The following is an 18,070-nucleotide window of genomic DNA, read 5'->3' as shown; positions in this document are numbered from 1 at the left end:
CATGGGTCCTATGCCCACCGCTGCCGGCTCCGGTCCCGCGCCGACCGAGGCCCACCTCCTCGTCGTCGACGACGAGCCCAACATCCGCGAGCTCCTCACCGCGTCCCTGCGCTTCGCGGGCTTCGAGGTGACCCCGGCCGCCGACGGCAACGAGGCGCTGCGCAAGGCCGCCGACAACCGGCCGGACCTCGTGGTGCTCGACGTCATGCTGCCGGACATGGACGGCTTCACGGTCCTGCGGCGGCTGCGTTCGCACGACGAGTCGCTGCCCGTCCTCTTCCTCACCGCGCGCGACGACCTCTCGGACAAGGTCCACGGGCTGACCGTGGGCGGGGACGACTACATCACCAAGCCGTTCAGCCTCGAGGAGGTCGTCGCGCGCATCCGCACGGTCCTGCGCCGGGTCGGCATCACGGGCCCCGAGCAGGACCCGGTGCTGCGGTACGCGGACCTCGAGATCGACCAGGATGCCTACGAGGTGCGGCGTGCCGGGGTCCTCGTCAACCTCGCGCCGACCGAGTTCAAGCTCCTGCGCTACCTGCTCGTCAACGCCGAGCGGGTCGTGTCCAAGTCGCAGATCCTCGACCACGTGTGGGAGTACGACTGGCACGGCGAGGCGACGATCGTGGAGTCCTACATCTCCTACCTGCGCCGCAAGGTCGACTCCGCGGACTTCCTCGGCCTCGAGGGCGAGCAGGCCGAGGCTCTGGTCCCGCTCATCCACACCCGACGCAACTTCGGCTACGTCCTGCGCCGGCCGACCAGCTGATGCACGCGCTCGGACGGCGTCGGGCGGGGCACGCGCCGACGGAGGGCTGGTCGCTGTCGGCGCGCCTCGTCGTCACGACGGTCCTCCTGCTCGGCCTCGGCCTCGGGCTGGCGGGCGCCACCGTGGTCGCGGTGCTGCGCAGCCAGCTGGTCGACCAGCTCGACGAGAACCTCCACGACACGGTCGACACGATCGCCCAGCAGGACCTCGAGGAGCTGCGCGCCGGCGGCGACCAGGTGGTGCCCACCCGCTACGTCGTCAGCATCTCCCTCGACGGCGAGGAGACGCAGACGATCGCGCACCCCCGCACGTCGTCCGCGGTGGGCCTGCCCGTCCTCCCGGACCAGGCCGCCGACCGGCCGACCACGTTGCGCGGCACGCACGACGACGTCACCTGGCGCGCGCTCGCCCTGCCACTGGTCAGCAGCGCCGGCGACCAGGTCGGCGTCCTCACGATCTCCACCCCGATGGACGACGTGGCCGCCACGGTCCGGCAGACCAGCAAGTACGTCGTCCTCATCTCGGTCTCGCTGGTGGTGCTCGGCGCGACGGGCGGGTACCTGCTCATCCGCCACGAGCTGCGCGACCTGCGGGCGATCGAACGCACCGCGGGCGCCATCGCGGCCGGCGACCTCACGCGCCGCGTCGCACCCGGCGTGCCCGGGACCGAGATCGGCAGCCTGTCGGAGTCGCTGAACTCGATGCTCGCCCAGATCGAGCGGGCGTTCTCCGCGCGGTCGGCCTCCGAGCGCCGCATGCGCCGGTTCGTCGCCGACGCCTCCCACGAGCTGCGCACCCCGCTGGCCACCGTGCGCGGCTACGCCGAGCTGCACCGCATGGGCGGCGTCCCCGAGTCGGAGGTGCCCGCCGCGATGGGCCGGATCGAGGCCGAGGCCCGACGCATGGGCACGCTCGTCGAGGACCTCCTCACGCTCGCCCGCATCGACGAGGACCGCCGGCTCACCCTGTCCGACGTCGACGTCACCGACCTCGGGACCGACGCCGTGCGCGACCTGCGGGCGCTCGACCCGACCCGGCGGGCGACGCTCCTGCCGCTCCCGGGTACCGCGGGGCCCACGGTCGTCCGCGCGGACGCCGACCAGCTGCGGCAGGTCTTCGCCAACCTCGTCGGCAACGCGGTCCGGCACACGCCCGCGGGCACCGACGTCGAGATCCTCGTCGGCCTGCGCTCGGCGGCACCGCAGGTGTCAGTCCCCTCGGCCTCGTCCGGGGCGGCGGCCGGGGCCGCTCAGGGGCACCCGGCGGCTCGTCCGGCGTCGTCGGGGGCCACGGCGTCGTCGACGGCGTCGACCGAGCCCGACCCCGCGGCGGCGTCCCCCGGCGCGTGGGCGGCGACGGGGCAGCTCGGTCCCGTACCCGGATCACCGGACCCGGGGACCGGGCACGACGGCGAGCACCCCAGCCGTGCCGCCGGTGCCCCGCCGTCCGAGGACGTGGAGCCGGAGCGCACCGTGCCACGCCGGGCGCCCGGACGCGGGTCGCAGGTCCCCGCGGCGCGACGTCCGCCGGACCGGCGACTGCTCGGGCTGCTCGCGGGCCGCGGTCCGACGCCGCCCGCGACGGCGCCGCTGCCCGCCGAGCCCCCTGCCCAGGACGAGGTGGTGCTGCGCGTGCAGGACCACGGTCCGGGCATCCCGGCGGAAGAGGCGAACCGGGTGTTCGCCCGTTTCTACCGGCTCGACCGCTCACGGGCCCGCTCCGCGGGCGGTGGCTCCGGCCTGGGCCTGGCGATCGTCGCGTCCGTGGCCCGCGCGCACGACGGCCGGGCACGCGTCCTCGCGACCCCGGGCGGTGGCACCACCGTCGAGCTCGTGCTTCCGGTGGCCGGACCGACGGCGGGCGGGATGCTCACCGGCGAGGAGCAGGCACCCCGCCCGGTCTGACGGTCGTCGAGGTCCGACGGACCCGCCGTCCACCGCCCGACGGCGCCATGCGGGCAGGTGCCTCGAGGGACGCCCTGACCGCTCGGGTCAGCGCGTCGCGGTTCCCGTCACCACTCGCGGTGCTCGGGCAGCAGCGTGCCGGGGTTGAGCCGGCGGTGCGGGTCGGCGGAGCGCAGCAGCCCGACCATGAGGTCGATGCCGGCCTCGGAGACGTCCTGCTCCATCCACGGAGCGTGGTCGGTGCCCACGCCATGGTGGTGGGACAGGGTGCCGCCGCCGTCGATGAAGGCCTGCTGGATCGCGGACTTGAGGTGCCAGTACTGGTCGAGCGGTGCCTCGGCGCCCTCGGACTCGTCCGCCGGGAACGCGAAGGTGAAGTAGAGGCAGGCGCCCGAGTGGTAGCTGTGCGAGAGGTGGCACATGATGTAGCCGCGCACGCCGAGCCGGTCGTAGGTGTCCTCGGCGGCGGCGACCACGCCCTGGTAGATGCCGCGCAGCCGCGACCACGGGGCCGCGGTCTCCGAGACGTCGGCCAGCGCCCCCATGTCGAGGAGGAAGTCGCGGATGTAGGGCGTGTCGAACTTCTTCTGGTCGTACAGCGCGCCGGGGCCGGTCCCGAGCGGGATGCCGCCGTGTGCGCCGACGATCTTCCCGACCGCCTTGCGCTGGTAGGCCACGTGCTTGGGCGACCCCTCGTAGCCCACGTAGCTGAGGCAGACCTCGTCGAGGTCCCAGCCGCGCCTGGCCAGCAGGTCGAAGATGCCGGTCGAGATCTTGCCCTTGATGCCGGTCTGCTTCTTCTGGGTGGACAGCGAGAACTGGGTCTCGGCAGGGTCGGAGACGCGGGTGATCGAGGGGTGCACGTCCGAGGTGGAGATGTCGTGCATCGCCTCGAGCGCGGAGGCCCAGTTCTGGTAGAGGTAGGCCACCACGAGGCGCTTCTCGGGCAGGCGGTGGACGTGGATCCACACCTCGGTGATGACGCCGAGGCGGCCCTCGGAGCCGATGATCATCTCGCGCACCGACGGGCCGGTCGAGGTCGACGGCAGCGGGCGCAGCGTGACGACCTTGCCGGGCAGCACCGAGCGCAGGCCGCGGGTGATGTCGGCGATGTCGCCGTAGCGGTCGGACTGCATGCCGGAGCTGCGGGTGGCCACCCAGCCGCCCAGGGTGGAGTGCCGGAAGGAGTCGGGCTGGTGGCCGGAGGTCCAGCCGAGCGCGCCCAGCTGCTCCTCCAGGTCGGGGCCGAGCACGCCGGCCTGCACGCGGGCGAGCCCGGAGTCCTCGTCGATCTCGAGGACCTTGTTCATCCGCCCCATGTCGAGGGAGATGATCGGGCGGGTCTCGGCCGGCTGCGGGGTGAGCGAGCCGGAGATGTTGGAGCCGCCGCCGAAGGGGATGATCACCGCGTCCGCGGCGTCGGCGAGGTCGACGACGGCGCGCACCTCGTCCTCGCTGCCGGGGTAGACGACGACGTCGGGCACGCGCGGGAGGTCGCCGGCCCGGACCCGGACGAGGTCCGAGATGCCCTTGCCGTAGGTGTGCACGACCCGGTCCATGTCCTCGACCGTCACGTGCGCGTCGCCGACGGCACCGCTCAGGCCGGCGGCGAGCGTGTCCGGCAGCCGCGGGGCGGGGACGTCGAGGTCCTCGAACGCGGGCGGCGGGGTGCCGCCCAGGGAGAGGTCGAGTCCGACCTTGTCCAGCACGAAGGGGGCGAAGTTGGGCTTGTTGTCGTGGGTGAACGTCACTCCCTCGACGCCCCACCCCCACCACTTCTGGTGCTGGACCTCGGTCACGATGCCTCCTCCTGGCCGCCGGTGCGGCCGCTGCTCCCGGTGCCCGGTCGGGCGACGACGACGTCGGGCGTCCGCGCCCGGTACATCGCCGCCACCTGGGCCTGGATGCGTTCGTTGAACTCCCGGATCCGCTCGCCGCGCCGGGGACGCAGCGGGCGGCCGATCACGACCTTGAGGTGCGGGCGGCCGCGGGAGACGAACGACTGGCCCACCGGCATCGCCTCGTGGAACCCGATGAGGGCGACCGGGATGCAGGGGATGCGGCGCGTGACGCACAGGGCGGCGACACCGGGTTTGAACCGGGCCATCTCGCCGGTGCGCGAGCGCGTGCCCTCGGGGAAGATGAGCAGCGGCACGCCCGCGTCGACCAGCCGCGCGGACAGGCCCGCCTTGCGGCGGTTGCCGGACCGGTCGACGGGGTAGGTGTTGAAGAACAGGGCGGTGAGCGCCCTCGTCACGCGCTTGGTGTAGAACGTGTCGCCCGCGGCGGCGGTGGCGACCCGGCCGGCGTGCTGCCACGGCATGATCGCGTGGATCACGGCGGCGTCGAGGTGCGAGCTGTGGTTGGGGGCCACGACGAACGGGCCGCGCACGCCCTTGAGGTTCTCGCGCCCGACGACGTCGATGCGCGTGACGGTGCGGACCAGCGCGTTGAGCGGACCCTTCTGGGCGGCCACGCGGCCGACCCGCCACAGGCCGGAGGTGTACTGCAGGAGGCTGTCGCCCGCCGCGTCGACCAGTCGGCCCGCCGCCTTGCGGGCGGCCAGCGCGGCCTGGTGGGCGTGCCTCGTGGAGGGCGCGGGGACGGCGTCCTCGCCCGTCCCGGCCCGCTGCACGGGTGCTGCGGTCATCGTCTGCCTCCCTGGATCACGCGGGACACCGCCCGCACCGCGGCCTTGGGCCCCTTCTCGGCCGCGAAGGCGATGATCTTGTAGCGCCACGACGGGACGACCCGGTAGTCGCCCCGCTCGGCCGCATCGAGCGCCTCGACCACGACCTGGTCGGGGTCGAGCCACAGGGCGTCCGGGATCTTCCCCGTCGACATGCCGGCCCGCTGGTGGAACTCCGTGCGCACCCAGCCGGGCATGACGCAGGTGACCGTGACGCCGGTGCCCTCGAGCTCGGTGGCGAGCGACTCCGCCCAGCTGTTCGTCCAGGCCTTGATCGCCGAGTAGTGTCCGGTGGCGATCGTGCCGGAGATCGAGCCGATGGGGATGATGACACCGTGCCCACGGGCGGTCATCGCCCGCGCGGCGGCCGCGCCCGTGTCGAGGACCGCGCGGATCATGAGGTCGATGGCGGCGTGGTGCGGCGCCGTGTCCTCGGTCGCGAGCGGCTCGTAGAGGCCGTGCCCGGCGTTGGCCACGTACACCTCGACCGGACGCTCCTCGTCGGTGAGGCGCTCACCGACGACGTCGGTCCCCTCCCGGGTGGCGAGGTCGGCGACGATCGTCTCGACCTCGACGCCGAGGGCCGTCAGCTCCGCCGCCGTCGACTCGAGCCGGCCCGGGTCCCGGGCGACGAGCACGACGTCGAGCCCCGCCAGCGCGAGCCTGCGCGCGAACCCGAGCCCGATGCCCGACGTCCCGCCGGTGACGAGCGCACGGCCGTGCAGCCGGGCGGTCACGAGCGTGTTCCCCGCACGGCGCGCCACACGGGGGCGAGCCGCGACTCGGCGGTGCCGGTCCAGCTGACGACCGGCCAGCGCCGGGCGCGGGCGAACGCGTACAGGGCGGAGTCCGGGTTGACGGCGGTCGGGTTCCCCACGACCTCGAGCCACGGCCGGTCGGCGTACGCGTCGCCGTAGGCGAACGAGCCGGAGAGGTCCCAGCCGTTCTCACGGGCGGCGCGCACGAGCCAGGCTGCGCGGGCCTCGCCGACGAGCGGGGAGACCTCGAGGTGACCGGTCCACCGCCCGTCGTCGCCGACCTCCATCCGACCGGCCTCGATGTGGTCGAACAGGTCGTGGAGCGGCTCGACGAAGACGTCGATCTCACCGGTGACGAGCACGGTGCGGTGACCCGCTGCGCGGTGCTCCGCGATGCGGGCGAGCGCCTCGGAGTGCAGGTTCGCGCGCAACGACGGTGCGAGTCGCTCCTGCACGAGCCGGCGCATCCGCTCGTCCGGCACGCCGGCGTAGCGGCGCATGACGCTGCGGATGAACTCGCCGCGGTCGTGCCGGTCAGCCGTGAGGAAGCCGGGGGCCTTGGAGACGACCTCGAGGACCGACCTCGGCCAGGAGCCGGGCGACTTCGCGGTGAGCTCGGCCCACAGGAGGTGCTCGACCGGCGTCGAGCGGGCGATCGTGCGCTGGAGGTCGAAGACGGCGACGACGTCCTCGCGCCGTGCGAGGTCCGCCCCGGCGGGCGGCCGCACGCCCTGGGAGGCCGACCGGCGATCGCGCATGAGCCCGGGCACGTTGGGGATGTGGACGTCCTGCAGGTAGACCCGCCAGTCGATGTCGGTGACGTCGAACCCGAACTCGGCCCGACGCTCCTCGGGGAGCGAGTGGTGGAGCTCCCGCGTGCGGCGGTCGTCGAAGATGACCTCGGTCTGCGTGTAGGGCTGGTAGAGCTCGGTGAACTTGCGCAGGGTGCGCAGGTCGCGGCCGGCCTTGTAGATGGTCGACGACCAGGCGCGCGACCGGTTCGACCCCGGCAGCGCGGAGACCGCCCTGTCGGCGAGCTCGACGAGGCGCTCGCGCCGGGCGAGCCCCCGCTCCACCGCGCGACCGTGGGGGAACGACCACGAGGGGACCGTGACCTCGGACCCCTCGGCGTCGGAGAGCGGGTGCTCCTGGAAGTACTCGCGCACGAGGGAGTAGAGCCGGCCGAACCGCAGCGGGTTCGTCAGCCCCGACCCCACCTGGTAGTACGCGGGTTCGCCACGCTCGGGCGGCGCGGCGGCGGCCGCGAGGATCGCACCGACCACGAAGTCGACCGGGATGACGTCGAGGACCGTGTCGGCGAGCGCCGGGAACTCCGGCAGCAGGCCGCGGCCGTAGGCGGCGATGAGGGGGTCGGCCACCTTGAAGCCGTCGATCCAGCCCGGGTAGGGGTGGCGGAGGGCGGACTCGATGATGGTGGGGCGGACCACGGAGAGCCGGTGCCCGGCACCCCAGCGGCCCTCTGCCACCCGCTCGCCGAGCGCCTTGGTGAACGTGTAGACGTCCGGCCAGCCCAGGGTGCGGGCCCGGTTGCGCCCGGCGGCCACGAGCTCGTCGCGGACGGCGGCCTCGCGGGCCTCCTCGGCGGCGGCGGAGACCGCCTGCGCGCCGGCCCGTCCGTGCTCCTTGGTCGCCCTGTCGAGGAGCCCGCCGAGCCGCTCGGCGTCACGGGAGGCATGGTCGGCGCGCGTACGCGCGACCCGCGAGGCCTCGAGCTCGGTCTCCCAGTCGACCTCGTGCTCGAGGGACGTCTCCTCGGAGACACCCTTGCGCAGGCCGGCGACGTAGGACGTGGAGACGTGCACGACGTGGGGATCGGCCCCAGTCGCGGCGATCGCGTCGTAGAGCGCGACGGGGCCACCGACGTTGGACGCGAACGCCTCGTCGATGGGCAGGTCGAAGGAGACGGTGGAGGCGGAGTGGACCACCACGTCGAGGTCGCGCGGCAGCTCGGGCACGTTCCCCAGGTCGCCCTCGAGGACGGAGACGCGCTCCGCCAGGGCGCGCTCGACGCCGTCGTCGCCGACGCTCTCGCGCCAGGAGGCGAAGACGGGCTTGCGGGTGAGGCGGCGGATCCGGTCGGCGCCGCTGATCTCCCCACGGGGGCGGACGAGCAGCGTCACGCGCGTGGTGGGGTACGCCGAGAGCAGTCGCTCGAGCACGGCCTGGCCGACGAAACCGGTGGCCCCGGTGATGAGGACGTGCGCCCCGTCCAACGGTTGAGTCACGCAGGCACTCTACTGGCCCCGGGCGGGCCCGCGAGGTCCCCGCCGGTCGCGAAGGTCACGCGCGGTCCGCCGGAGTCGCGGCGGACTGCGCCTCGCCCGTCCTCGCGCGGCCGACGGGGAGACCGGCCCGTGCGCGGGTCCCGGGGTGCGCGACTACGATCGTCGGCGCGGACCGCACGGCCCGCGCACGAGGCCCCGACCGGAGGAAGGCGCACGACATGGGCGTCACCGACGCTCCCCAGTGGCTCCCCGCCGCCTTCGCCCGCAGCGCCGCGGCCGTCGGCGCGACCGCACCCGCCGTCGAGCTCGAGGAGCACGCCCGGGACCTGCTCGCCCGGTGGTCGGCACCCGGCCGCCACCACCACGGGGTCAAGCACCTCACCTTCGTGCTGATGAAGGTCGACGAGCTCGCGCAGGAGACCCATCACCCCGACGTCGTACGGCTCGCCGCCTGGTACCACGGGGTCGTGTTCTCGGTGGCCGAGGAGCACGCCTACCGCCGCGCCGCCGGCGAGGACGAGGTGGCGTCCGCGGACGTGGCGCGCGCGGAGCTCGGCCGGCTCGGCGTGGCCGACGACGTCGCGGACCGGGTCGCGGAGCTCGTCGTCCACCTGCGCGGTCACGAGGGCGACCGCGGGGACATCGACCAGCTCGCGCTCGCCGACGCACACCTGGCGGTGCTGGCGAAGCGTCCCCAGGAGTACCGCGCCTACCGGGAGACCGTGCGCGCCGAGTACGCGCACATCCCCGTGCGCCACTACGTCCAGGCCCGCCTGGCGATCGTCGAGGCGCTGCTCGGGCGCCGGCGGATCTACGCCAGCCCGATGGCGGCCGACTGGGAGGACGCGGCCCGCGAGAACCTCACGTCGGAGCACGAGATCCTCCGCTCGGAGCTCGACGGTCTCGGCGCATCCGGGCCGGAGGGTGACGTCGCGGCGGCCGAGGCGGGCGTCGCAGCGGATGAGGCCGGCGGCCGTCCGGCGGCCGAGCACCCGATGCGCGTGCACCCGGACCACGATCTGCACCCGGACCAGCCTGGTCGCCGGCCCGAGGCCGACCGTCCCGGGACGTTCCGCCCCGCACCGGTGCAGCCCGCCGACGCGGCCGAGCCGGAGCCCGCGCGGGTCCCGATCGCCGACCGGCTGCCCGGCACCACCCCCGGCCCCGGACCTGGCCCAGGCCCAGGCCCCGGCCGTCCCGCGGACCGGCCCGGCCCGCTCACCTCGACCCTCGAGATGGGGCCGGACGAGCTGCTCGCCCGCCCACGAGCCGGAGGTGCCCCGCTCCCCCCGCCGCCGAGGCCGTCCCCGCCAGTCCGTCCGACCGAGCCCGAACGCGACGAACCGACCGAGCCCGCCCGCCCGGGCGAGCGACGCGTCCCGACGGACCTTCAGGAGTCCGCCCCGACGCCCGACGACCTCACCACGCGCTCGGGCATGGAGCGCGGGCCCGACGACGCACCCCGCCGTCGGCGTCGCTGACCGTCCGCGCGCCGGGACGGAGCCGCGCCCGGCCGTGCCGAGCCGTGCGGGCCCGAACCTCGCGGTCCGAGACTCGCGGGTCCGGCGCACGCCGAAACGGATCTGTCGGCACGCCGTCTCCACAGCTCGTCCCACGACCACCCTGTCCACCGGTGGGGCGTCGGCGCGCGGCGCCACGTCCGGCGCGTTCGTAGCGTCACCCCCGTTGGCCCCGCACCGGGCGGGGCCGGGACGGGGGAGGTCATGGCACGGTTCCAGGTCGACAGCGGCGAGGTCGCGACTGCGGCGGCGCAGGTGCGCACCACGGCGAGCTCGGTGCGCGGCGAGGTCGCCGCGATGATGGCGCACCTCGTGGCGCTGCAGAGCACGTGGACGGGTGGCGCGTCGGTCGCGTTCGGCACCTGCTCGGACCAGTGGCGCACGGTGCAGTCGCAGGTCGAGGCGAACCTCGACCAGATCTCGCTCGCGCTGGACTCGGCCGCGCGCGGGTACGACGAGGCGGAGACTGCGGCGCACGGCATGTTCGCGGTGTGAGCCGGGCGGCGCGGCCGGCTCGGACCCGCCGGCCGCACGGCCCCCTAGCATCGGGGCATGGCCCTCCTGGTGGACGACCCGCTGTGGCCCGCCCACGGCACCACGTGGTCGCACCTCGTCTCGGACGTCTCGCTCGAGGAGCTCCACGCGTTCGCGCGGGACCAGCGCCTCCCGCCGAGGTCGTTCGACCTCGACCACTACGACGTGCCGGCCGGCGCGCTCGACGCCCTGGTCGCTGCGGGAGCCGAGCGGGTGGACCGCCGCACCCTGCTCCGGCGCCTGTCCGGCTCGGGGCTCCGGGTCGCGCTCGTCCGGCGCACCGAGGAGCGGCGCCGGCGGCTCGTCGCCGACCTGCGCGCACGCTGGGCCGGCCTCGGCGAGCGCATCGCCGGGGTCGGCGCGACCGACGCCTGGGTCGGGCTCGGTGACGACCTTCTCGAGCGGTGGCAGGAGCCGCACCGTCGGTACCACGACGTGCGGCACCTCGACGGGATCCTGCTCGACCTCGACCAGCTGGCGGCCGACGGCGCGGAGGTCTCCCCCGCCGTCGAGCTGGCGGCCTGGTTCCACGACGCCGTCCACGGGGGTCGCACGCCGGACGACGAGCGGGCGTCGGCCGAGCTCGCCTCCGCCGCGCTCGCCGACCCGGCGATCGGCCCGGCCGGCTCCCCCGGGCTCGCGGACGAGGTCGCGCGGCTCGTGCTGACCACGGCGGAGCACGCGGGAGGCGACCGCGACGCCGCGCTGCTCGGCGACGCCGACCTGGCGATCCTCGCCGCGCCCGCGGGCCGCTACGCCGAGTACGCCGCGGACGTCCGGGCCGAGTACGCCCACGTGCCGGACGAGGACTTCGCGTCCGGCCGCGCCGCGGTCCTGCGGGCGCTCGCCGAGGGTGGTCCGATCTTCTCGACCCCCGAGGGTCGTGCCCGCTGGGAGGAGCGGGCCCGGGTCAACGTCGCCGCCGAGATCGCCGAGCTCGGGACGAGCAGCACGGATCCGGCCGGCTAGGTCGGGGGCCGCGGATCCGATCGGCTGGGTCGGGAGCCGCGGATCCGACCCGCGACGTACGTCAGACCGGCCGGTGCGCGCGCCCGCGCACGCCACGCACCCGGTGCGGACCGGGACGTTCCCGCTCGGGCGGTCAGGCCCCTCGCGGGAGGCCGAGCGGCCGGGGCGAGGACGCGGGGAAGCCCGTGACGACGAGGGCGATCGACAGCCCGAGCATGAGCAGGCAGCCGGCCACCCAGTCGCCGGTGAGCCCGTAGACCCGACCGAGCACCACCGGGCCGAATGCGGCGATCGCGTAACCGACCGACTGCGCCATCGAGGACACGCTCCGGCCGTGGACCACGTCGACCGGCCGCACCGCCACGAGGGTGAGGCCGAGGCTGATGCCCATCCCCTGCCCCGCGCCGGCGACGATCACCCACACGAGCCACGCGTCCGGGGCGACGAGCAGTCCGACCATCCCGATCGCCCACCCCGCGCCGGGCACGGGGGACGCCCGGCGGTAGCTCCCCAGCAGCCGCACGACGACGGGGGTGGCGAGCGCCCCGACGACGCCGAGGAGGAAGTAGACGGTGAGCGCGATCCCGCCGTCGGAGCGGCTCGCCTCCGCGCGATCGGCGAGGATCGAGGGCAGCCAGGCCGCCGCGGAGAAGAACAGGGTGGACTGGAGCCCGAAGAAGGCCGCGAGCCACCAGCTCGACCCCTCGGCCCACGCGGACCGTCGCTCCGGGTACGTCTCCACGCTCGGCCGCACGAGGGCTTCGGGGTCCGGCGTCGATCCGGTTGTCTTCGTCGCCTCGGGTTCCGGCGTCGATCCGGTTGTCGTCGTCGTGCCGGCCGGGTCGGCGTCCTCCCCCGAGGTGGCCCGCACCCGGACGGCCCACAGGAGGACGGCCACTGCGATCGGGGCCGCGAGCAGCGCGAGCGTGGCGCGCCAGCCGAGCCACTGCTCGAGGTCGACGGCCACGAGCGAGGCGAGGGCGGCCCCGGTGGACAGGGCGGCGGTCGAGACAGGCATGAGCGTTCCGACGCGCGTGGGAACGTCCCGACGGATGACGACCGGCTGGAGGACGTTGGCGATCGTGATCGCGGCGCCCACGAGGATCGTCCCGGCGAACAGCACGACCGCGCCGCCCCAGGGCCGGGCCGCCACCGCGACCCCGAGCAGGATCAGCCCGACGAGCATGAGCCGGTCCACCCCGAGCCGGCGCACGAGCGCGGGCACCACGAGGCCGACGAGGGAGAAGCAGACGAGCGGCACCGACGTCAGGGCGCCGGTGACCGCCGGGCCCATGCCGAGGTCGGACGCGATGACGTCCTGGATCGGCGGGATGGCCGTGATCGCCGGTCGCTGGTTGAGCCCGATGACGAGGACGGCGACGACGAGGAACGCCACGCTCGCGCCGCGCGGGAGGCGGCGGGACGGGCCGGTCGGTGCGCTCACCCGGCGCACCTCGGCCGGTCCGCCGGCGCGCGGCGGTCGGAGGTCGGGCCCGTCACGGCTCCGGCGCGCCCTTGACGGCCAGGACCGGGACGTCGGCCTTCATGAGGATCTGCTGGGCGTTCGAGCCGAGGATGAGCTTGCTGACCTGGGAGCGCCGGCGCAGCCCGATGACGATCATGTGGGCGTCCTCCGCGCGAGCCACCTCGACGAGGTCGTCGGAGGGGTCGTACCCCCGCACGAGCGTGCGCACCTCGTGCTCGACGCCCGCCGCCTCGAGGTCGGCGCGCACGCGGTCGAGGTCGTCCTCGAAGCGGGCGGCCTCCGCGGGGTCCCACGTGCGACCGCCGTGCTGGGAGCTGACGACGAGCAGCTTGGCACCGCGGACCCGGGCCTCCTCGGCGGCCCGACGCAGGGCGGAGCGCCCCTCGGGCGTCGGCACGTAGCCCACGACGATCGACACGGGACATCCTCTCGGTCGCGGCCGCCGACCGGCGGCCCGGTCGCATCATACGAACGCTCCGACCGCCTCCGTGCGCCGCCGATCTCTGCCACGCTGGGCCGATGAGCCTGCGCCCCCGTCCTGCCGTCGCCGTCGCGGCAGGTCTGCTCGCCCTCGGCCTGGCCTCGTGCGCCGACGACGCCCCGGTCGGGCCCGCCGGGACCGCCGGCGAGGAGGTCCCCGTCGAGACTCCCGACGCCGACGACGCCGACGGCGTCACCCGCTCCACCGCGGCGGACGGGCTCTCCCTCACGGTCGAGCTCGACACGACGGGCGCGGCAGCGGACCCGGCGCAGCCGTCGCTCGAGGCGGTCTACGAGGTGACGAACACCGGCGCGGCCGACATGCTGCTCGTCCGCGGCATCGGCACCGCGAACCCGACCGCCGAGGACCTTGCCTCCGACCCGGCCGCGATCCCGTCCGCGGTCGAGGTCGAGGGCGGGGTGGCCTGGCTGACGAGCCGGGCCGCGCCGCAGACCGTCGTCCCGCTCAACGCCCGCGGCATCGTGCTCGCCCCCGGCGAGACGTACGTGGGCCGGGCGTTCGCGCCGCTCCCCCTCGAGCTCGCCGACGGATCGCGCACGCCGAGCTCGTGGGGCGTGTGCATCGAGCACGGGACGGCCGCCGACGGCGGCGCGACGACCTCCGGCAGCGGGCCGGACCTCGGCACGGCCCCGAACCACGACGGGTCCGGCGAGCATCCGCTCGTCCTGCTCGACATCGAGCCGCTCCCCGGGATCACCGCCGACCCGACACCGATCACCGTCCTGTGCTCGGCCACCGCGCAGATCCTCCCCGCCCACGCGCTGGCGGACGACGCCTGACCGGCTGCTCCTGACTGCCTGCTCCTGACGAGGCGGCGCTGACCGGCCGGCCCCGACGACCTGGTCCCGGCCACTCCCCGGACGGACGACGGCGGGCCGCCTCCCGCGAGGGGAGACGGCCCGCCGTCGACGTGCTGCCCGGGTGGGCTCAGCGGATCAGAAGCCGCCCATGCCACCCATGTCGTCGCCGCCCGGGACGGCCGGGGCGGCCTTCTCCGGCTTGTCGGCGACGATCGCCTCGGTCGTGAGGAACAGGCCCGCGATGGACGCGGCGTTCTGCAGCGCCGAACGCGTGACCTTCACCGGGTCGTTGACGCCGGCGGCGAGGAGGTCCTCGTAGTCGCCGGTCGCGGCGTTGAGGCCGTGGCCCGCGGGGAGGCCGCGCACCTTCTCCGCCACGACGCCGCCCTCGAGGCCGGCGTTGACCGCGATCTGCTTGAGCGGGGCGTCGACCGCGGTGCGGACGATGTTCGCACCGGTGGCCTCGTCACCCTCGAGCGCGAGCGACTCGAGCGCGGTGGCCGCCTGGATGAGCGCGACGCCACCACCGGCGACGATGCCCTCCTCGACGGCAGCCTTCGCGTTGCGGACGGCGTCCTCGATGCGGTGCTTGCGCTCCTTGAGCTCGACCTCGGTGGCCGCGCCCGCCTTGATGACGGCGACACCGCCGGCGAGCTTGGCGAGACGCTCCTGGAGCTTCTCGCGGTCGTAGTCCGAGTCCGAGTTCTCGATCTCGCCGCGGATCTGCTGGACGCGACCCTCGATGAGGTCCGCCTCGCCGGCGCCCTCGACGATCGTGGTCTCGTCCTTGGTCATGACGACCTTGCGGGCGCGACCGAGGACGTCGAGGTCCGCGCTCTCGAGCGTGAGGCCGACGGTCTCGGAGATGACCTGGCCGCCCGTGAGGATGGCCATGTCCTGCAGCATCGCCTTGCGGCGGTCGCCGAAGCCGGGCGCCTTGACGGCGGCGGACTTGAACGTGCCACGGATCTTGTTGAGAACGAGCGTGGTGAGCGCCTCGCCCTCGACGTCCTCGGCGATGATCGCCAGCGGCTTGCCCGACTGGATGACCTTCTCGAGCAGCGGGAGCAGGTCCTTGACGCTGGAGACCTTCGACTCGACGAGCAGCACGTAGGCGTCCTCGAGGACGACCTCCTGGCGGTCCGCGTCGGTGACGAAGTAGGGCGAGAGGAAGCCCTTGTCGAAGCGCATGCCCTCGGTCAGCTCGAGCTCGAGGCCGAAGGTGTTCGACTCCTCGACGGTGACGACACCCTCCTTGCCGACCTTGTCCAGGGCCTCGGCGATGAGCTCGCCGATGGCCGGGTCGCCGGCGGAGATCGCGGCGGTCGCGGCGATCTGCTCCTTGGTCTCGATCTCCTTGGCGTCGGCGAAGAGGCGCTCGACGACGACCTCGACGGCCTTCTCGATGCCGCGGCGCAGCGCGATCGGGTTGGCGCCGGCGGCGACGTTGCGCAGGCCCTCGCGCACGAGCGCCTGGGCGAGCACGGTGGCGGTGGTGGTGCCGTCACCCGCGACGTCGTCCGTCTTCTTGGCGACCTCCTTGACGAGCTCGGCGCCGATCTTCTCGTACGGCTCCTCGAGCTCGATCTCCTTGGCGATCGAGACGCCGTCGTTCGTGATCGTGGGGGCGCCCCACTTCTTCTCGAGGACGACGTTGCGGCCCTTGGGGCCGAGGGTGACCTTGACGGTGTCGGCGAGGACGTTGAGCCCACGCTCCATCCCGCGCCGGGCCTCCTCGTCGAAAGCGATGCTCTTGGCCATGCTGGTGTGTTCCTCCACGGTGTGGTGGCGTTCCGGCCGAGGTGCCCGCGACGGACGACCGCCGCGCGACGCGCTCATGTCCCGCGTCGGCGGACGGCCTCACCGGGCCGGTGGATTGTCACTCTCGGGTCGAGAGTGCTAACTCCGAGTCTGGCACTCTCGATGGTCGAGTGCAAGGAGACCGGGGCGTGGCCCCGCCGCGCGAGCGGCGCACGTAGGGTGCCCCGGTGGCCGCCGACCGACCGACCGCTCCGCAGGGTGCGGAGACAGGCACCGGGCGGGACCACGGCACCGGGCGCAGCTCCGACGCCACGCGCCCCGCACGCCGCCGCACCCGCACCCGGACCCGGGTGGCGATCGCTGCGGTGCTCGCCTTCGTCTCGCTCGCGCTCGTCACGGGCGCGAACGTGGTGCAGGGTCAGCGCGGGGGCACGTCGGCCTACATCGCGCTCTACCAGGACGGCCTCGGCACCGGGGCGGACGGCCTCGTGCGCTCGTTGCCCGCGGGGCGGGACGCCGAGTACCTGCCCGGGTCGCGCGTGGTGGTGCCGGAGAGGGCCACCGACCTCCCGGCCGCCCGCCTCCAGGCGGCGCGCGAGCGGCGGTGGCTCGCGGACGGGATCGTCCCCGGCGACGGCACGCAGTGGGAGGAGCTGGTCGCGGGCGCCCTGCTCGACCTGCACGCGCTCCAGGGCGGCCGCGGCACGTCCGGACCGGTCGCGGACACCGACGAGCGCGTGGTGCTGGCCGCCTGGCATCCGCGGTGGCAGTACGTGTGGCCGCGCGACACCGCGTTCGTCGCCGTCGCGCTCGCCCGGACCGGGCACGTCGAGGACGCGGCGGACGCGCTCGTCGCCGTCGGGGAGGCCCAGGCCGACGACGGGCTGCTCGCGCCCCGCTACCTGCCCGACCTGTCCGGGACGCCGGACGACCGGCCGCCCCAGGGCGACGGCCCCGGGTGGCTCCTGTGGTCCGCCGGGCTCACCGTCGAGGCCTGCGAGGAGCAGGCGGCCGGCGGGGGCGAGGAGGCCGGGACCGACGACGGTGCCGGCGCCGACGCCGACGCCGGGACCGGCGATCCCCCGGACTGCGCTGCGGTCCTCGAGGCGCTCGCACCGATGATCGAGCACTCGGTCACCGCGGTGCTCGCCGCGACCGACGGACCGAGCCCGCTCCCGGAGCCCACGTCGGACTACTGGGAGATCCCCGAGGACCGGCTGCCGCTCGGCGCCGTCGCGCCCCAGTGGGCGGGGCTGCAGGCCGCGCCCGCCCTGCTCGAGGCGCTCGGAGAGGACGAGCTCGCCGACCGGGCGCGAGGGCGTGCGGACGCGCTCGGCCAGGCGCTCGAGGCGTCGTACGGCGTGCGCGGCTGGACGCGGTACGCCTCGTGGGACCCGACTGCGGCGGTTCGCGGGGTGTCGGGCCGGGACGCCTCGACGTCGTTCCTGCTCCCGCCGTTCACCGAGGCACCTCCGGCGGGGGCCGAGGCCGCGTGGCTCGTGTCCGCGGGCGAGATGGCACGGCCCGCGGGCGGGCTGGCGCCGGGCAGCAGCTGGCGGCGGGACGGCATCTCGTGGACCCCGCAGACGAGCCTGTACGCGTGGGTCGCGGCGGTCAACGATCGGCCCGACGACGCCGTGCGTCGGCTCGCGTGGGTCGAGGCCCATCGCACGGCCTCGGGTGCGATCCCGGAGAAGGTCCTCGCCGACGGGTCGCCCGCCGCGGTCGCGCCGCTCGCGTGGTCCGCCGCGAACGTGGTGCTCGCCGTCCTCGCCCTCGAGGAGGCCGGTCAGCTGCCGGCGGAGATCCCGACCGCCGAGGGGCAGGGATCGGCCGACTGAGGTGAGCTGCGGCCGCCCGTGGACGGCCGCAGCCCCGGCTCAGCCCGACTTGCGTCGGAACGTGCGCTTGAGGTCGGGCGCGGCGACGTCATGCGCCTTGCCCTCGCCGTGGCCGCCGTCACCGTGGGCCGCGGTGCCCCGAGCCTTCTTCCGCTCGAGCGCCTCGCGCATCTTCGCCTTGACGTCCTCGGCGGTCGGCTGAGTCTCGCTGTCAGACATGACGCCTCCTCTCGCTCCTCGACGGTCCGGCTCCGCGGACCGGGTCACCCATCCTGCGCGAAGGTCGCAGGG

At 74.8% G+C, this 18,070-nt stretch carries 15 protein-coding genes; 7 read left to right on the top strand and 8 right to left on the bottom strand.

Annotated features, from left to right (window positions below):
- The first annotated feature begins 10 nt into the window (after nucleotides 1-10).
- Entirely contained in the window at nucleotides 11-769 is a 759-nt protein-coding gene (locus tag ACPYO6_RS08575; protein ID WP_425714437.1) for a response regulator transcription factor, read from the top strand.
- Nucleotides 769-2,673: a sensor histidine kinase gene (locus tag ACPYO6_RS08570; RefSeq protein ID WP_425714436.1), complete on the top strand. Its 1,905-nt coding sequence runs from the start codon at nucleotides 769-771 to the stop codon at nucleotides 2,671-2,673. The genes ACPYO6_RS08575 and ACPYO6_RS08570 overlap by 1 nt, the downstream gene beginning before the upstream one ends.
- 107 nt (nucleotides 2,674-2,780) lie before the next feature.
- Here ACPYO6_RS08570 and ACPYO6_RS08565 read toward each other — a convergent pair whose 3' ends face one another.
- Genes ACPYO6_RS08565 through ACPYO6_RS08550 form a run of 4 tightly spaced genes read right to left on the bottom strand, consistent with a single transcriptional unit; the run spans nucleotide 2,781 to nucleotide 8,366 of the window.
- Nucleotides 2,781-4,472, bottom strand: a complete 1,692-nt coding sequence (locus ACPYO6_RS08565) for an FAD-binding oxidoreductase (RefSeq protein WP_425714435.1) — start codon at nucleotides 4,470-4,472, stop codon at nucleotides 2,781-2,783.
- A complete protein-coding gene (locus ACPYO6_RS08560; RefSeq protein ID WP_425714434.1) occupies nucleotides 4,469-5,323 on the bottom strand; it encodes a lysophospholipid acyltransferase family protein in 855 nt (284 codons plus the stop codon). Before ACPYO6_RS08560 ends, ACPYO6_RS08565 begins: the two co-directional genes overlap by 4 nt.
- Nucleotides 5,320-6,099, bottom strand: coding sequence for an SDR family NAD(P)-dependent oxidoreductase (locus ACPYO6_RS08555; protein WP_425714433.1), 780 nt, complete (start codon nucleotides 6,097-6,099; stop codon nucleotides 5,320-5,322). Before ACPYO6_RS08555 ends, ACPYO6_RS08560 begins: the two co-directional genes overlap by 4 nt.
- The gene (locus tag ACPYO6_RS08550) at nucleotides 6,096-8,366 is read right to left on the bottom strand and encodes an SDR family oxidoreductase (RefSeq protein ID WP_425714432.1); all 2,271 of its coding nucleotides are present in this window, start codon (nucleotides 8,364-8,366) and stop codon (nucleotides 6,096-6,098) included. Before ACPYO6_RS08550 ends, ACPYO6_RS08555 begins: the two co-directional genes overlap by 4 nt.
- A gap of 218 nt (nucleotides 8,367-8,584) precedes the next feature.
- On the opposite strand from ACPYO6_RS08550, the gene ACPYO6_RS08545 reads away from it, so the two are divergent.
- The 3 genes from ACPYO6_RS08545 (at nucleotide 8,585) to ACPYO6_RS08535 (ending at nucleotide 11,389) form a co-directional block, all read left to right on the top strand.
- On the top strand, nucleotides 8,585-9,847 hold the full coding sequence (locus tag ACPYO6_RS08545) for an HD domain-containing protein (protein ID WP_425714431.1): 1,263 nt from the start codon (nucleotides 8,585-8,587) through the stop codon (nucleotides 9,845-9,847).
- 243 nt (nucleotides 9,848-10,090) lie between these two features.
- Entirely contained in the window at nucleotides 10,091-10,381 is a 291-nt protein-coding gene (locus tag ACPYO6_RS08540; RefSeq protein WP_425714430.1) for a WXG100 family type VII secretion target, read from the top strand.
- Nucleotides 10,382-10,438: 57 nt separating this feature from the next.
- A complete protein-coding gene (locus ACPYO6_RS08535) occupies nucleotides 10,439-11,389 on the top strand; it encodes a DUF4031 domain-containing protein (protein WP_425714429.1) in 951 nt (316 codons plus the stop codon).
- A 133-nt stretch (nucleotides 11,390-11,522) separates the two neighbouring features.
- Here ACPYO6_RS08535 and ACPYO6_RS08530 read toward each other — a convergent pair whose 3' ends face one another.
- Nucleotides 11,523-12,833: an MFS transporter gene (locus ACPYO6_RS08530; RefSeq protein WP_425714428.1), complete on the bottom strand. Its 1,311-nt coding sequence runs from the start codon at nucleotides 12,831-12,833 to the stop codon at nucleotides 11,523-11,525.
- A 52-nt stretch (nucleotides 12,834-12,885) separates the two neighbouring features.
- A complete protein-coding gene (locus ACPYO6_RS08525; RefSeq protein WP_425714427.1) occupies nucleotides 12,886-13,293 on the bottom strand; it encodes a universal stress protein in 408 nt (135 codons plus the stop codon).
- Between the two features lie 101 nt (nucleotides 13,294-13,394).
- On the opposite strand from ACPYO6_RS08525, the gene ACPYO6_RS08520 reads away from it, so the two are divergent.
- Nucleotides 13,395-14,156, top strand: a complete 762-nt coding sequence (locus ACPYO6_RS08520; protein WP_425714426.1) for a hypothetical protein — start codon at nucleotides 13,395-13,397, stop codon at nucleotides 14,154-14,156.
- Between the two features lie 156 nt (nucleotides 14,157-14,312).
- On the opposite strand, the gene groL is transcribed toward ACPYO6_RS08520, so the two are convergent.
- On the bottom strand, nucleotides 14,313-15,938 hold the full coding sequence (gene groL / locus ACPYO6_RS08515; RefSeq protein WP_425714425.1) for a chaperonin GroEL: 1,626 nt from the start codon (nucleotides 15,936-15,938) through the stop codon (nucleotides 14,313-14,315).
- Between the two features lie 227 nt (nucleotides 15,939-16,165).
- Here groL and ACPYO6_RS08510 point away from each other — a divergent pair, with 227 nt between their 5' ends.
- Complete coding sequence (locus tag ACPYO6_RS08510; protein ID WP_425714424.1) at nucleotides 16,166-17,779, top strand: glycoside hydrolase family 15; 1,614 nt, start codon at nucleotides 16,166-16,168, stop codon at nucleotides 17,777-17,779.
- A 39-nt stretch (nucleotides 17,780-17,818) separates the two neighbouring features.
- Here the strand turns inward: ACPYO6_RS08510 and ACPYO6_RS08505 are convergent, their stop codons facing one another.
- On the bottom strand, nucleotides 17,819-17,998 hold the full coding sequence (locus ACPYO6_RS08505) for a DUF5302 domain-containing protein (protein ID WP_425714423.1): 180 nt from the start codon (nucleotides 17,996-17,998) through the stop codon (nucleotides 17,819-17,821).
- Between the last annotated feature and the right edge of the window lie 72 nt (nucleotides 17,999-18,070).

Source organism: Georgenia sp. Z1344, assembly GCF_049856295.1.
Classification (GTDB): domain Bacteria; phylum Actinomycetota; class Actinomycetes; order Actinomycetales; family Actinomycetaceae; genus JB111.
This window is presented reverse-complemented; position numbering and strand designations above follow the sequence as displayed.

What these genes read in the sequence shown, in the direction of transcription:
- ACPYO6_RS08575 (WP_425714437.1), top strand. Translation starts at nt 11, where the DNA reads ATGCCCACCGCTGCCGGCTCCGGTCCCGCGCCGACCGAGGCCCACCTC.
- ACPYO6_RS08570 (WP_425714436.1), top strand. Translation starts at nt 769, where the DNA reads ATGCACGCGCTCGGACGGCGTCGGGCGGGGCACGCGCCGACGGAGGGC.
- ACPYO6_RS08560 (WP_425714434.1), bottom strand. Translation starts at nt 5,323, where the DNA reads ATGACCGCAGCACCCGTGCAGCGGGCCGGGACGGGCGAGGACGCCGTC.
- ACPYO6_RS08545 (WP_425714431.1), top strand. Translation starts at nt 8,585, where the DNA reads ATGGGCGTCACCGACGCTCCCCAGTGGCTCCCCGCCGCCTTCGCCCGC.
- ACPYO6_RS08540 (WP_425714430.1), top strand. Translation starts at nt 10,091, where the DNA reads ATGGCACGGTTCCAGGTCGACAGCGGCGAGGTCGCGACTGCGGCGGCG.
- ACPYO6_RS08535 (WP_425714429.1), top strand. Translation starts at nt 10,439, where the DNA reads ATGGCCCTCCTGGTGGACGACCCGCTGTGGCCCGCCCACGGCACCACG.
- ACPYO6_RS08520 (WP_425714426.1), top strand. Translation starts at nt 13,395, where the DNA reads ATGAGCCTGCGCCCCCGTCCTGCCGTCGCCGTCGCGGCAGGTCTGCTC.
- groL (WP_425714425.1), bottom strand. Translation starts at nt 15,938, where the DNA reads ATGGCCAAGAGCATCGCTTTCGACGAGGAGGCCCGGCGCGGGATGGAG.
- ACPYO6_RS08505 (WP_425714423.1), bottom strand. Translation starts at nt 17,998, where the DNA reads ATGTCTGACAGCGAGACTCAGCCGACCGCCGAGGACGTCAAGGCGAAG.